This window comes from Sinorhizobium sp. 22678, from assembly GCF_052044265.1.
Classification (GTDB): Bacteria; Pseudomonadota; Alphaproteobacteria; order Rhizobiales; family Rhizobiaceae; genus Sinorhizobium; species Sinorhizobium meliloti_A.
Genome location: NZ_JBQEMS010000012.1, coordinates 60,339 through 73,423, shown reverse-complemented (window position 1 = coordinate 73,423; position 13,085 = coordinate 60,339). Strand labels below are relative to the sequence as shown.

Sequence of the window (13,085 nt, the reverse complement as noted above, 5' to 3'; positions counted from 1 at the left end):
CCTATACCGCGAGCAGCCGCTCGATCTTGCGAACGAGTTGGGGCAAGTCGACCGGCTTGCTGTCGTAATCGTCGCATCCGGCTTCAAGGGCCATCTCCCGGTCGCTCGCCATTGCATGCGCCGTCAGGGCGATGACCGGTATTCCGGATGTCAGCGGATTGGCCTTGATCCGTCGTGTCGCTTCCCAGCCGTCCATCACCGGCAGGCTCATATCCATGAGGATCAGGTCCGGCTTTTCGGATGCGGCAAGTTCGACGCCGGCCTTTCCGTTTTCAGCAATCAGCACGTCGAAGCCCCGGCGAGACAGCCGCCGGGAAAGCATGTCGCGGTTCATTTCATTGTCTTCCACCAGAAGGATTCTCGTCATTTGCGGCTCTCCTCCTGCCTATGTTCAGCCGTCCGCGAGGGCTTTGCCGACCGAAGCGCCCGTTCCGATCTGACGTTCGAGTGCCGCGACCAGCTGGGAGCGGCTGTTTGCGCCTTTGTTCACGACAGCGACGGCGCGGTCGCGCAACCATTTCAGCTCGTTTGCGGAGAGGTCCTTCGACGTGACCACCACCACCGGAATGTTCTGCAGCTCCGGAATCCTCTGCATTTCGCTGAGCGTCTGAAACCCATCCATTTCCGGCATCAGAAGGTCGAGCAGGACGAGACGCGGCAGAATCCGCTTCATCATTTCCAGTCCGCGGATCCCGTCGCCCGCTTCGTGTACGGTCCACTTTCTCTTGACCAGAATGCGCCTGAGAAACTCGCGGGAGGCCTGGTCGTCGTCGACGACCAGAACGTCGTGCTTGCCGCCCCCGAATGTCTCGATCGTCCGGACCAGCTTGTCGGTATCGATCGGCTTCGTCAGATATTCGACCGCGCCGAGCGAAAGACCCAGCTCGCGGTCCGCCAGGATCGTCGCCAGGATCACCGGGATCGTGCATAATTCGGGATCGTTCTTCAGAGCGCGCAGGACCGACCAGCCGTCCTGATGCGGCATGATGATATCGAGGATGATCGCGTCTGGCCGATGCTTGCGTGCGGCAGCCAATCCTTCCTGTCCGTTCGATGCCTCGATCGAAGCGAGGCCCGCTTCCGCCAGTGCCTTTGCGATAAGGCTGCGGGCAGCCGGCTCGTCGTCGATGATGAGTGCGGTGCGGCCCGACCCGACCTGCGGTACGGGTTCGGCCGGCGGTCCGTCGGCCTCTCTCTCGCACTGCGCCGGCACCTCCATGGTGAACATGGAACCCTTGCCGAATTCGCTTTCGACGGTAACGACGCCGCCGATCATGCGGCAGAAGCTGCGCGTGATGCTCAAGCCCAGGCCCGTGCCGCCGTAGTTTCGGGTGGTTGAGGCATCCGCCTGGGTGAAGGCATTGAAAAGCCGTTCCTGCTGCTCCGGTGACATGCCGATGCCGGTGTCGGAGACCTGGAACACAAGCCAGTCGCGGTCCGATCTTTGCTCCCGCCGGACCCTCAGGGTCACCCGCCCGCCATTCGTGAACTTGGCCGCATTGCTGAGCAGGTTGAAAAGGTTCTGGCGCAGCTTGGTCTGGTCGGAATGCATCTCGCCGAGATCGGCTTCGAAGTCGTGCGTGAACTCGTTTCCGTTCCTGGCCATCAACGGCGCGACCGTCGCCGCAACGTCACGGAGCAGGTCGGCAACGCTGAAGGTCTCGAGGAAAACCTCCATCTTGTTCGCCTCGATCTTCGACAGGTCGAGAATGTCGTTGATGAGCGAAAGAAGATGGCGACCCGCGGACGCTATCTTGTCGAGGTCCGGGACGAGCTCCTCATCCTCGTGGTCGCGTGCCTCCTCTATCAGCATCTCGCTGTAGCCGATGATCGCATTGAGGGGCGTGCGCAACTCGTGGCTCATGGAGGCGAGGAACTGGCTCTTGGCCTCGTTTGCCGACTCCGCGTGGCTCTTCGCGCGCTCGAGTTCGACCTGCCGCTGCTTGAGCTCGGTGATGTCGGTGTAGACGGCGACCGTTCCGCCATCCGGAATCTTTCGTTTGCTGATGCGGACCCACTTGTCGCCGAACCGCTTCTCGTCAACGAGGCCGGCAGGGTCCCGATGCAGCCTTACGCGCTCGTCGACCCACTCCTGCGGCGACTTGCCTTCGAGATCCACCTGGCCCATCTCCAGGTTCTGCTCCACGATTTCGCGGAAGCTCCTGCCGCGGAGCGTATTCGGCTTGTGGCTCGGGAAGATTTCGCAATATTTGCTGTTGGCGACCAGGATTCTGTCCTCGGAGTCATAGAGGACGAAGCCATCCGAAATCACCTCGAGGGCGGCTGCGATCGTCCGCCGCTGCCGCTCCGCTTCGTCTTCAAGTTTTTTCTTTTCGATGGCGCTTTCCCGAAAGAGCGAAAGCGTCCTTGCCATCGCTCCCAGTTCGTCGCCGCCCTCCTCGGGGATATCGACGTCGTAACGTCCCTCCGTCAGGTCGCCGATGACGCGATTGAGGCGCCGCAGCGGGCCGACGATAGAGCGCAGGACGAGGAGGGTCAGCAGCGAACCGATCAACACCACGCCGCCCACCAGGATGGCCGCGGTCGTGGCTGTCTTCTCGGTTTGCACGACGACCTCGTTGCGGGCAGCTTCCGCCTCGGCCTTTACCTGTTCCACGAGCCTGTTGAGATCCGCATCGACCTTGCCGCTGTGGGTACGCGCCTTTGCCAGCAAGGCGTTGCCGACGATGCGGTTGTCCTGGGTGTAGCTGTCGGCTGCCTGGAGAGCCGTTTCGACATAGGCGTCGACTTCCGTACGAATTGCCTCCACCGCCTCGGGCGCGTGCTTTGCAAGGCCCGCCAACTGTTCCTGCAACCGTTCGCGGGCCTCGTCGGCGTTGCGCTGGGAGTTCATCAGCAGACTGACGGAGAGATCGGTCAGCCAATATCTGAGATCGCCGAATGCCACATGGGCCGATGCGGCCGATGCCGCCCGATCGAAGAGCTCCCTGGTTTCGGCCATGCGCTCGGCACTGCGATAAAGCGCCTGCGTGAGAAACAGGGATGAAAGGACAAGGCTGATCAGGCCGGCCGCGGTGAGCGCGGCCACGCGGGCAGAGATCGGCAGATCGGTGATCCGGCTGTCGAGCCTTTTCGCGGGCCGGGCGGCCGGTGTCGACCGGAGCTCATGCCCAAGCGCACTCATTTGAACAAGACGATGCTGATGGCACCGCCCAGATCGCCGGCCTTGCCGCCTTCCTTCGGATAGCCGGTGACGTCGATTTCACCCTTCGGCGAACCATGACAGGAAAGACAGGACTCCGTGTAATATTCCGGCAGCAGCATCCGGAACGCCGGGCGGCCGTTCACCTGCGTCACTTCCGTATAGAGTTCACCCCTCGGCCTCTGCGGATCCGAGAAGACCTCGTTGATGACCCGGGCCTCCCAGGCATCGGGAAGCGACTTGCGGTTGCGCACCAGAACCTCCGGCGCCGTCACGCGGACCAGCGCCTCATTGCCGGCCTTGACGGCAAATTTCTCGTTCATCAGACGCGCGAAAATGGCCGGGACGAAACCCTTGAACCCGATCCCGGGGCGGTTTATGTCGTCCTGCTCTTCATTCACGACTTCCCGCATCGCCTCGATCTGCGCCTGGAGAAGCTTGCGGTCGCGATCGCCGAGATCATTCGAGATCAACGGATGGCCGGTGCGCTCGCCATAAAGGGCGATCGCTTCGGCCGTGAACCGCTCGCCGTCGAGTTTCTTGTCTCCGATTGCCGGGTCATTGATGAGCGACTGGTAATTCGAAAGGACGTTTCGGGCGGCTCGCAATAACTCGGCAAGCCGCGTCCCGGTCGCGACGTCATCGGCCTCCTCGGCAGCAAGCGAAGGTGCGAAGAGCGCGCAACCGCACAATAACGTGACGATGCAGTTTCGCGCCAGGGCTGCAAGAGCTTCCATTTTCTTACCCCCCAGGAGGAAGCGCAAGCCGAGAGGATACCACAGGAGGGCGCGTGGAAGGAGTCACCAGTAGTCGTCGCTCTCGCGCTTTCGCGCTCAAGCCTTCATCAGACCGACGTGAATCACTGCATATCGATGCGGGCAGCCGCATAAGCGGGCAGGTCGAGGATGTCGCTTTGGTGCGCTTTCGCCTCCAGTTCCTCCGCGCCATCGCGCAACCAGGTCTCGTCGAGGAGCGTAAGGCTACGCGCGCCGGCCTCGGGAAGCATCACCCGTTGCAGATCGGGTGTGAGATTGGCAAGCAACAAGGTACTCGTTCCATTCAACGCCGCACCAAGGCCGGCAACGCATTCGGGCGCGGATGTTTCGACCGCGATCCGCATGCCGTCCGACAGCTGCGCGAGCCAGGTCAGGACATGAGACAGCGGTCTCGTCCGACCGGCTTCGACGGGCTCCCCGGCGCTGGCGATCAGCCCGAATGGTCCCGTAAGCGTCGAAAGCGTCAATAGCTCGGGCTCCGCATCGGCAACCGTCGCGGCATAGGCAAGCGTCCAGGCAGCGCCGAAGAGCGCGTTATGTCGGGGGTCCCGCGCCGCCATGGCGATCCGCTTGCCGAACGGATTGTCCTTCGTCGCGCTGCCATAGGGGTTCTGGCGCATGGCAATCGTGGAGGGACCTATGCGATAGGGCTTCGCGCCATAGATCGCGCGGACGGACCGGGTTACGTCCCGCAACGCCTCGAAGGTCTGCATCACGCTCGTGTCGTCGGCCGCATGGACGATCGGGCTGGTGCAGTGGGTGACGTAGGAAAGTCCTTCGGCGGGCACCCGCTTACGGTTGAGCTCGGTGAAATAGCTGAACATGCCGCCGCCGAGCGGCACGCCCGGAAACGCCTTCCGAGCGGCCGCATAGATGTCTTCGAGCGGCGGGCAGTCCGGCCAGACGCTACCGGGCGGCGTCGACTGCCGGTCGACCGAGGGAGAGACGGCCAGGCTTGCGAGGTCGAGGCCGCTCTGGCGCACAAGCTGCGCGATCTCGCCGAGATCCGCATCGGGGGGTCGCTTGCATGGAACGAAACATTCGAGTGTCACCGCACAGCCCGACGCGTCGGCCACGCTTCGGAAGTGCCGAAGGTCAGTCAGACCGTGGCCGGCATCCGGGTCGAAATGGCAGACGAGGTGCCGTGCGCCGACGCGCTTCAGAAGCCCCGCATTGTCCAGCTCTTCAGCTGCAGCGTCCGGCCGCAGGCCGATGCCGATCTCGGGCAATCTTCCCGCATCGCGCCTGAGCGAAAGGCGAATTTTGCCTTGGCTGCGCTCTTCCAGCTCGGCGGTGTCCTCAGCCGCGAGAATCGAAAGCGTCACGCCCTGGTGCACCGTCTCACCCGCCTTCAGCAGATAGGGCCAGGGCAGTTCCAGCGGGCGCACGTAGGTCTTGTAGGAGCCGTCGGTCCAGTTCCGCTGGTCCTCCATCTCGAACACGTCGCCGGCGAAGCGGCACTCGGCCTTGATGCCGGGCGAAACTTCGTGGGTAATCGCCGCGATGTCCATGAACGGCTGCCAGGGCTCGATGAGGTCCGGGAAGACCGACCGTTCGACCGTGCCGTCTCTATGCTCCACCTGGACCGGCCGCCCGGCCAGACCGACGATCGGATGCAGGACGGCGAAGCCGGCGCGCGCCGTTTCGAAATCGCGATCCGGCGTGAAGCGCGCGCCGAAGACGAGGCGGTCGGGCTTCAGGTCGATAGTGGCGCTGCAATCGAGAAGAGCCCCATCCGGCGACCGGAACCTGGCGGAGTACCGAACGACTGTCCCGGCCCGGCCCTCCTCAAATGTCAGGTCGCGGATTTCCGCCTCGCAGGTGCCCCAATCCCGGTCTCGGACGAGAAAGGAGATGGCCCTGAGTACCTCCTTGCCGGCAAAGCGGATCGTGCGCAGATTGCCGCTAACGAAATCGGCGCTCAAGCGGCCCGCCTCGATCCTGCGCGCCTCCGGCTCCTTCTCGTCGGTGCCGAAGAGGACAAAGGCACGGGAGACCGTCATCCGAGAACCTCCGCGAGTGAAACGGTTCGCCCTTCCGCCGCGCTCAGATAGGAGGCCTCGACCAGGGCGAAGGTCTCGAGATTGTCGCGGCCGGACGTATCCGGCTCGCGTCCGGCCCGCAAGGCTTCGATCCAATGCTGCTGAATCAGCGCGACGCTCTCCTGAATGTTGTGCCAGGGAGGCGACGCCCAGGAAAGGACGGGCGGTTCGACATTCGTCAGCTTGGTAGCCCCCTTCGCGTGAACGGCAAGGTGATAGCCCTGCGTTAGCCGCAAGGTGCCCTTGCTCCCGTCCACCTCCACGAGGGTCTCGGGAAAGGGCTCGATCGGCAGCCTGGTCGCGTAGCTGCAGTCGACGATCGATGTGATCCCCCCGTCATGGTCCAGGAGCATCGTCGCGACGTCCTCGCCGGCAATCGCCGGATTGACCCGGCGCGTGCGCGCGGTCACCGCCGTCGCATCACCGAAGATGTAGCGCGCGACGTCGAGCGCATGAATGCCGAGATCCTCGATGATGAAGCGCTTGCCCGTGGCGAGATAGGGTTGGCCGGAGAAGACGTCATAACCCGATCGGAAGCTTATCCGCCCCCAGAACACCTCGCCGATCGCGCCGCTGTCGATCGCCGCCTTTACCGCCCGTATCGGCGACTGCCAGCGGAAATTCTCGTGAACCATGAACGCCACGCCTGATTTCGCGCAAGCCGAGACCATTGCCTTGGCGTCCGCCATGGTGGGCGCGATCGGCTTTTGACAGATCGTCGCGACCCCGTGTCGCGCGGCCATTTCCACCAACGCCCGGTGACTTCCGATGGTCGTGGCGATGTCGACGAAATCGAAGCCGCCATCGGCAAAAAGGTCCTCGGCCGAGGTGTAGCGCCGCTGAATGTCGAACGCGTCGCCGACCGCCTTCAGCCTCTCGGGATCACGATCGCAGATGGCCACGATGCGCGCCCCTTCCGCGTCACGCCAGCCGTGCATCTGGTTGACTGCGAAGAACCCGCAGCCGATCAGCGCGCCTTTGAGGTCTGTCATGCCCCGTCACCCCTTTTTCGCAAGCTGCATCAGCGTAACCTGTTGCTGCAGCCGGCGTTGCGCCTGATCCACCACGACGGCGACGATGATCACGATCCCCTTGATGACCATCTGCCAGAAGGACGAGATGCCCATCATCACGAGACCGTCCGAAAGAATGCCGATAACGAAGGCGCCGATGATGGTGCCGCCAATCGTCCCGCGGCCGCCGGACATCGACGTGCCTCCGAGAACCGCTGCGGCAATGGCATTGAGCTCGAAGGAATTGCCCGTTGCCGGGTGCGAGGCCATGAGTTCCGACGAGATAACCAGTCCGACAATCGCCGCGCAGAAGCCGGAGAACATATAGACGAACATCTTCACCCGGTCGACCCGGATGCCGGACATGCGGGCGGCACGCTCGTTGCCGCCGACGGCGAAGATATGCCGGCCGATCGGTGTGTACCTGGCCACGTACGCGGCCGCGAGCGCCACGACGATGAGTATCCAGATCGAAACCGGCAGACCGAGAAGCCGGCCGGAACCGAGGAAGGCAAAGCCCGTCGTCGCGAGTTCCGGCTTGCCGACGAGGTTGGGGAATGTCTGGCCGCCCGATGAAAGCAGGGCAAAGCCACGCGCGACGTAGAGCGTGCCGAGCGTGGCGATGAAGGGTGCGACGTTGAGCTTGGTGATCAGGAGCCCGTTGACCGCGCCGATGACGATCCCGACGGCGAGCGTGATGAGGCAAACCTCGACGACGTTGAAATAGACCGTGTAGCCGAACTGCAGATCGATGCCGTTGAGGATGAGCCCGCCGGCCACCATGCCGCAGAGCCCGACGATCGAACCGACGGAAAGATCGATGCCGCCGGTGATGATGACGAAGGTCATGCCCATGGCCAGGAAGGCGTTGAGCGCCACATGCTTCGACATCAGGATCAGATTGGCGGTCGAAAGAAAGTTCGGCGCGAAGATCGAGAAGAAGGCGATAACCGCGAAGAGGGCGATGAACGTCCTGAGCTTCATCAATGTGAGCAGCACCGAGCCGCTCGTCGCGTCGGTTGCGTTGGTGGTCGTCGTTGCCGTCGTCATCAGGCGTGTTCCCTTGTCGTTTTATGCCCCTCGGCCGAAGCCTTCACGATCATCTCTTCCGTCGCGTCGGCGCGGTCGATGACCGTGACCAGCCGTCCGTTGCTCATGACGGCGATGCGGTCGGAGAGCGCCATGACCTCTTCGAGGTCGGAGGTGGAAAAGAGGATGGCGAGCCCCTCGCCGGCAAGCCGGCGCATGGTGCGGAAGACATCCGCTTTGGCGCCGACATCTATGCCGCGGCTGGGTTCGTCCATCAGCAGCACCTTGGGTTTGGTCATCAGGGCCTTGCCGATGACCACCTTCTGCTGGTTGCCGCCGGACATCGAGGTCACCTCGAAGCCCGGGTTGGGTGCCTTGATGGAAAGATCGCGGATGGCCGCAGCGATCGAGGCCTGCTCCCGCGCGCCGACGATATGGAAGCCGAAGCGCACGAAGCGGTCGAGGCTCGCAAGCGTCAGATTGCTGGCGATGGAAAGCGCCTGGACGAGACCCTCGCGCTGGCGATCTTCCGGAATGAGCGCCAATCCTGCGCCGATTCTGCCCGACGTGTCGCTGGCGTCGACCTCCGTCCCGCCGACGAAGATCCGCCCCGAGGAATGCGGGTGCTGACCCATGACGCATTCGAAAATTTCGCTGCGGCCGGCCCCCATCAGCCCGTAGATACCCAACACCTCGCCCGCACGTACCGAGATCGAGACATGGTCGACCGCGAGCCCGCCGGTCCGGCGCGGCAGGCAGATCTCCTCGGCACGGAACGCCTCCTCCCCGAGGCGGTGGTCGACCGATTTGGCGAAGTCCTTCGCGTCCGAGCCGATCATCGACCGGACGATCCATCTGGTATCGATGTCCTTGACCATGGCGTGGCCGGTGATCTGTCCATCCCTGAGCACGGTGATGTAGTCGCCGATCCGCATCAGCTCTTCGAGCCGGTGAGAAATGTAGACGATCGCCACCCCTTGTGCCTTCAGCTCGCGGATGACCTTGAAAAGGACATCCACCTCCGCCGCCGAAAGGGCCGACGTCGGCTCGTCGAGAATAAGGATGCGGGTATCGAGCGAGATCGCCTTGGCGATCTCCACCAGCTGCTGCTGCCCGATCGGCAGGTCTTCGACGAGCGTCTCGGCATCGATCCCGGCATCGAGCCGGTCGAGGAACCCGGTGGCCCTCTCGACCTGCGCGCGATGATCGATGCCGCGAATGCCCCGGGTCAGCTCACGGGTCGCGAAGATGTTCTCGGCAACCGAGAGGTTGCCGAACAGGTTGAGTTCCTGAAAGACCATGCCGATGCCGTGGCGCTGCGCGTCGGCGGGCGAATGGAATTCCACCTCCTGGCCGTCGAGCAGGATGCGGCCGAGCGAGGGCTTCTCGACGCCGGCGATGATCCGCATCAGGGTCGACTTGCCGGCACCGTTTTCGCCGACGAGCACGTTCACGGCGCCGCGCCGGAGCGAAAGGTTCGCATGGCGCACCGCAACGATGCCCGAATAGACCTTCGTCACGTCTTCGAGGCGCAGGACGCAATTGTCGTCGTCAGTTGGGTGCATGATCATCCGCCCACCGTCAGCAGAGCCGGAACGAACAGCGGCAATTGGCCCTTGGCGGGCAGCGGATAGGCGCCGACAGCGTCGAGTTTCTTGCCGACAAGTCCGTCGCGGGACAGCTTTTCCAGCACCAGTCCGTTGACATGCGTGTTGAAGGCCTTGCCGAACTGCGCCCACTCGATCTGGTTCTTGAATTCGTTGAAGTTGACGAAGTCGAGGCTGTCGCGGATCGCCGTGCCGCGGATCGCCGGGCCGATCTGCACCCGTGCGTCCGCCTTGCCGTCGCCGTTCGCATCGACTTCCACATAGGCCGAACGCGACTTCGTCTCGGCCTTGACGATGGTGCCGGAGAGACGCGCCGCAAAAGTCCAGGGGGTACTTCCCTGTTTTTCCTTGTGGCCGTATTTGGCACCCGCCGCCTGCGGATCGCTCTCGGCGAGAGCTGTCACTTCGACGAACGGACCGGCCTTTCTGTCTAGATAGGGAAGCACTTTGGCGTCCCAGATCTCGGCGACCATGCGATTGGGATTGAAGCCGCCGGAGGCAGCCTCGGCGGCCTCTTCGGCAGTCGGCGTCTTGATGATCTTGCAGCCCGAGAGTGCCATCACGCCCGCAACCACAAGTGCGGCCGCGACCTTAAACTTCGGCATCGAAATTCACTCCATGACAGGACAGGCGCGCAGCGTATGGGCCGCGTGCCCAGCGCATCGGCCCGAAAAGCGGAGCCGGTTTTCGGTAAGCACCGTGCGCAGATTCAAAGGCTCAGCGGGTGCGGACGGTTTTCGCCCGCCCCCGCTCCGACCCCCTGGAACCGATCAATCCGCCAGCGCGAAGGTCTCGAGCTGGTCGGCGTTTTCGCTATTGATCAGCACGCAGTCCATGAGCTGCTTTTCTTCCGCCGGCGCCTTGCCGGTGGTGATGTATTCGTGAGCCTGCTGCACCGCCATCTGCGCCTGGGCGTAGGCCGGCTGCAGGACGGTGGCCTTGATGCCGCCGGACTTGATCGAGTCGCGAACGTCGTTGGAGCCGTCGAAGCCGACGACGATCACGTCCTTGCGGCCGGCCGCCTGCAACGCGGCGATCGCGCCCATTGCCATCGTGTCGTTGCCGGAGATCACCCCCTTGATGTCGGGATTGGCCTGAAGGATCGTCTCCATCTTGCTGTAGCCCTCGGTCTGGCTCCAGTTCGCCGACTGCTGCGCCACCATCTTCATCTCCGGATATTCGTCGATGACGTCGTGGTAGCCCTTCGAACGGATGCCGGCGTTGAGATCGGCTTCGCGGCCGAGCAACTCGACATAATTGCCGGACTCGCCCATCAGCTTCACGAATTCCTCGGCACCTAGCTGCGCGCCCTGATAGTTGTTGGAGACGATCTGCGAGACGGCGACCCCGGTCGCGTTGATCTCACGATCGATCAGGAAGGACGGCACGCCCGCATCCTTCGCCTTCTGGACGGCCGCGATGGACGCTTCAGAGCCGGCATTGTCGAGAATGATCGCCTTGGCGCCACGGCCGATCGCGGTGTCGATCAGCTGCGATTGCTTGTTCGCATCGTCGTCATGCACGAGGACCAGTGTTTCGTAGCCGAGTTCCTTCGCCTTGGCCTCAGCACCCACCGCTTCGGCCTTGAAGAAGGGGTTGTCGTGCGACGGCGTGATGATGGCGATGAGATCGGCCGCATAGGCCGGAATGGCGGAGCTCGCCGCCAATACCGCCGCGAAAGCGGCGATGGTCATTCTGCGTGTCAGTTTCATCTGCTTTTCCTCCCAGGTTGAAAAATCGTCGGAGCTGTCCTCACAGGCTCCGGTATTCCGTTCGCGCGATCAGGTGATGCGGCGGATGCTGTCGGCGATCTCCTGCGGCTCGAAGACGCGTTTCCAGTCCTCGCGCATGAGCATCGGCTTGCCGAATTCGATGGCCTTGTTGCAGGCGTCGGAGAAGACGCCGGGCGTCTCTTCGAAGATCACGGCGCCGAGCACGTTCATGTGGCCGAGCAGGAAGTCGCGCGCGGCCTCTTTCGGGACGCCACGCTTGACGCACTCCTCCATCGCCTCACGCATGACGACCAGCAGCGAGGCGCAGACCGTTTCGGAGAGGCCCGGCTCCAGCAACGCAATCTGTTCGACCGTCACCCGGTGCGAGCGCATCACCGGCGCCCAGATGACCTTTGCGATCTCCTCGCCGAGCGCATAGGCCTCTTCCGGCCCCTGCATCAGTGCGGAGACGATGTGCTGCTTGGCGGCGACTCCGCCGAAGAAGTCACGCTTGGCCGCCGGGTCCGTCTCGTCGTTGAAGATCGGCGGGTGGCAGGGATGGGTAACGAAATAGGTAAGATCGCCGCGCTCCGGCAGATGACCGGCATAGGGTGCCGCCGCATCGAGGACGATGACCATCGTGCCGGGCTTCAGCCTATTCACAATCGCGGAAGCAACCTTGCCGATCGCCGTATCCGGCACCGCCAGAATGACCACCTCGGCACCGTCCAGCGCCTCATCGGCAGCGACGACCTGAAGCCCGAGCTCGTCGGCCAGCCGCGCCTTGCCCGCCTCGCTCACTTCGACATGGCGCACGTCGAAACGCGAGCCTTTGAGGTTCTTGGCCAGGCGGCAGCCCATCTTCCCGCCGGCGCCGAACAGGGCAATCGATGTCATTCGCAACTCCTCAGCTATCTCGACGATCCGAATAGCCGAACTGGTATAATGAGTCAATGAGCATATCAGCAGCCGATAGCCGCGAAGTAGTCAGCGGTTGACAAGTAACGGTGTTCGGATTATCACTGACGAAATTCGAAATTCGTCACTCATCAGCAGGAGACAGGATGAGCGATCTCGCAGACAACGCCGCCGACGCAGCCCGCCAGGAAAACGTGACGCGTATTCTTGAAGCCGCGGAGCGGCTGTTCCGCCATTACGGCTATGCCAAGACAAACGTCGCCGATATCGCGCGCGAGCTCGATATGTCGCCGGCCAACATCTACCGTTTCTTCGCGTCGAAGACGGAAATTCATCAGGCGCTTTGCTCGCGCATGCTCGGGGCAAGCTACCAGCAGGCGCTGGAAATCGCGCGTCTGCCGCTCAGCGCTTCCGAGCGGCTGAGGCGCTACGGGCTGGGGCAGCACAAGCTCACCGTCGAGACAATGCTCGACGAACAGAAAGTCCATGAAATGGTCGTCGTGGCGATCGAGCGCGACTGGCACGTGATCGAGAAACATATCGGCCGTCTGGACGAGCTCCTCGCAGCTATTATCCGCGACGGGATCGAAGCCGGAGAGTTCGCCGAACAGGACCCCGCTATCGCCGCCAGATGCTTCGGCGCCAGTCTCGTCACCCTTTGCCATCCGCAGATCGTCGCCCAGTGTCTCGCCAAGGAAAACCGCGCGACACCGGAGGAGCTCATCGAGTTCGCGATCCGGGCGCTGAAAAAATAAGGCTTGCCGCTCCAAGACGGAGCGGTTTCGGGGCGAAGCCATGCACAAAAACGCCGCGCCGCCGCAGAGC

The 13,085-nt window shown here is 63.1% G+C and carries 11 protein-coding genes; 1 reads left to right on the top strand and 10 read right to left on the bottom strand.

From position 1 onward, the window contains the following. Position 1: 1 nt before the first annotated feature. The 10 genes from ACTJKL_RS19065 to ACTJKL_RS19020 form a co-directional block, all read right to left on the bottom strand. Complete coding sequence (locus ACTJKL_RS19065) at positions 2-367, bottom strand: response regulator (protein WP_100672407.1); 366 nt, start codon at positions 365-367, stop codon at positions 2-4. A gap of 24 nt (positions 368-391) precedes the next feature. Further along, positions 392-3,145 (bottom strand): response regulator, encoded by a 2,754-nt coding sequence (locus ACTJKL_RS19060; RefSeq protein WP_440853541.1) that lies wholly within the window; start codon positions 3,143-3,145, stop codon positions 392-394. Further along, positions 3,142-3,900, bottom strand: coding sequence for a Tll0287-like domain-containing protein (locus ACTJKL_RS19055; protein WP_440853540.1), 759 nt, complete (start codon positions 3,898-3,900; stop codon positions 3,142-3,144). The genes ACTJKL_RS19060 and ACTJKL_RS19055 overlap by 4 nt, the downstream gene beginning before the upstream one ends. Positions 3,901-4,022: 122 nt before the next feature. Further along, positions 4,023-5,942, bottom strand: a complete 1,920-nt coding sequence (apnL, locus tag ACTJKL_RS19050; RefSeq protein ID WP_440853539.1) for a D-apionate lactonase — start codon at positions 5,940-5,942, stop codon at positions 4,023-4,025. After that, on the bottom strand, positions 5,939-6,973 hold the full coding sequence (locus ACTJKL_RS19045) for a Gfo/Idh/MocA family protein (protein ID WP_411922303.1): 1,035 nt from the start codon (positions 6,971-6,973) through the stop codon (positions 5,939-5,941). The genes apnL and ACTJKL_RS19045 overlap by 4 nt, the downstream gene beginning before the upstream one ends. A gap of 6 nt (positions 6,974-6,979) precedes the next feature. Next, the gene (locus tag ACTJKL_RS19040; protein ID WP_100672412.1) at positions 6,980-8,044 is read right to left on the bottom strand and encodes an ABC transporter permease; all 1,065 of its coding nucleotides are present in this window, start codon (positions 8,042-8,044) and stop codon (positions 6,980-6,982) included. Beyond that, a complete protein-coding gene (locus ACTJKL_RS19035; RefSeq protein WP_440853538.1) occupies positions 8,044-9,594 on the bottom strand; it encodes a sugar ABC transporter ATP-binding protein in 1,551 nt (516 codons plus the stop codon). Before ACTJKL_RS19035 ends, ACTJKL_RS19040 begins: the two co-directional genes overlap by 1 nt. After that, positions 9,591-10,235 carry a DUF2291 family protein gene (locus ACTJKL_RS19030; RefSeq protein WP_440853537.1) on the bottom strand — a complete coding sequence of 215 codons (645 nt, stop codon included), beginning with the start codon at positions 10,233-10,235 and terminating at the stop codon, positions 9,591-9,593. Before ACTJKL_RS19030 ends, ACTJKL_RS19035 begins: the two co-directional genes overlap by 4 nt. 165 nt (positions 10,236-10,400) lie before the next feature. Next, positions 10,401-11,342: a D-ribose ABC transporter substrate-binding protein gene (locus ACTJKL_RS19025; RefSeq protein WP_014527519.1), complete on the bottom strand. Its 942-nt coding sequence runs from the start codon at positions 11,340-11,342 to the stop codon at positions 10,401-10,403. A gap of 69 nt (positions 11,343-11,411) precedes the next feature. Further along, a complete protein-coding gene (locus tag ACTJKL_RS19020; protein WP_437408192.1) occupies positions 11,412-12,239 on the bottom strand; it encodes a phosphogluconate dehydrogenase C-terminal domain-containing protein in 828 nt (275 codons plus the stop codon). 167 nt (positions 12,240-12,406) lie between these two features. Here ACTJKL_RS19020 and ACTJKL_RS19015 point away from each other — a divergent pair, with 167 nt between their 5' ends. Next, entirely contained in the window at positions 12,407-13,015 is a 609-nt protein-coding gene (locus tag ACTJKL_RS19015; protein ID WP_437408193.1) for a TetR/AcrR family transcriptional regulator, read from the top strand. Positions 13,016-13,085: the final 70 nt, after the last annotated feature.

Coding starts and splice junctions, on each gene's coding strand:
- ACTJKL_RS19065 (WP_100672407.1), bottom strand. CDS start 367: ATGACGAGAATCCTTCTGGTGGAAGACAATGAAATGAACCGCGACATG.
- ACTJKL_RS19060 (WP_440853541.1), bottom strand. CDS start 3,145: ATGAGTGCGCTTGGGCATGAGCTCCGGTCGACACCGGCCGCCCGGCCC.
- ACTJKL_RS19055 (WP_440853540.1), bottom strand. CDS start 3,900: ATGGAAGCTCTTGCAGCCCTGGCGCGAAACTGCATCGTCACGTTATTG.
- apnL (WP_440853539.1), bottom strand. CDS start 5,942: ATGACGGTCTCCCGTGCCTTTGTCCTCTTCGGCACCGACGAGAAGGAG.
- ACTJKL_RS19045 (WP_411922303.1), bottom strand. CDS start 6,973: ATGACAGACCTCAAAGGCGCGCTGATCGGCTGCGGGTTCTTCGCAGTC.
- ACTJKL_RS19040 (WP_100672412.1), bottom strand. CDS start 8,044: ATGACGACGGCAACGACGACCACCAACGCAACCGACGCGACGAGCGGC.
- ACTJKL_RS19035 (WP_440853538.1), bottom strand. CDS start 9,594: ATGATCATGCACCCAACTGACGACGACAATTGCGTCCTGCGCCTCGAA.
- ACTJKL_RS19030 (WP_440853537.1), bottom strand. CDS start 10,235: ATGCCGAAGTTTAAGGTCGCGGCCGCACTTGTGGTTGCGGGCGTGATG.
- ACTJKL_RS19025 (WP_014527519.1), bottom strand. CDS start 11,342: ATGAAACTGACACGCAGAATGACCATCGCCGCTTTCGCGGCGGTATTG.
- ACTJKL_RS19020 (WP_437408192.1), bottom strand. CDS start 12,239: ATGACATCGATTGCCCTGTTCGGCGCCGGCGGGAAGATGGGCTGCCGC.
- ACTJKL_RS19015 (WP_437408193.1), top strand. CDS start 12,407: ATGAGCGATCTCGCAGACAACGCCGCCGACGCAGCCCGCCAGGAAAAC.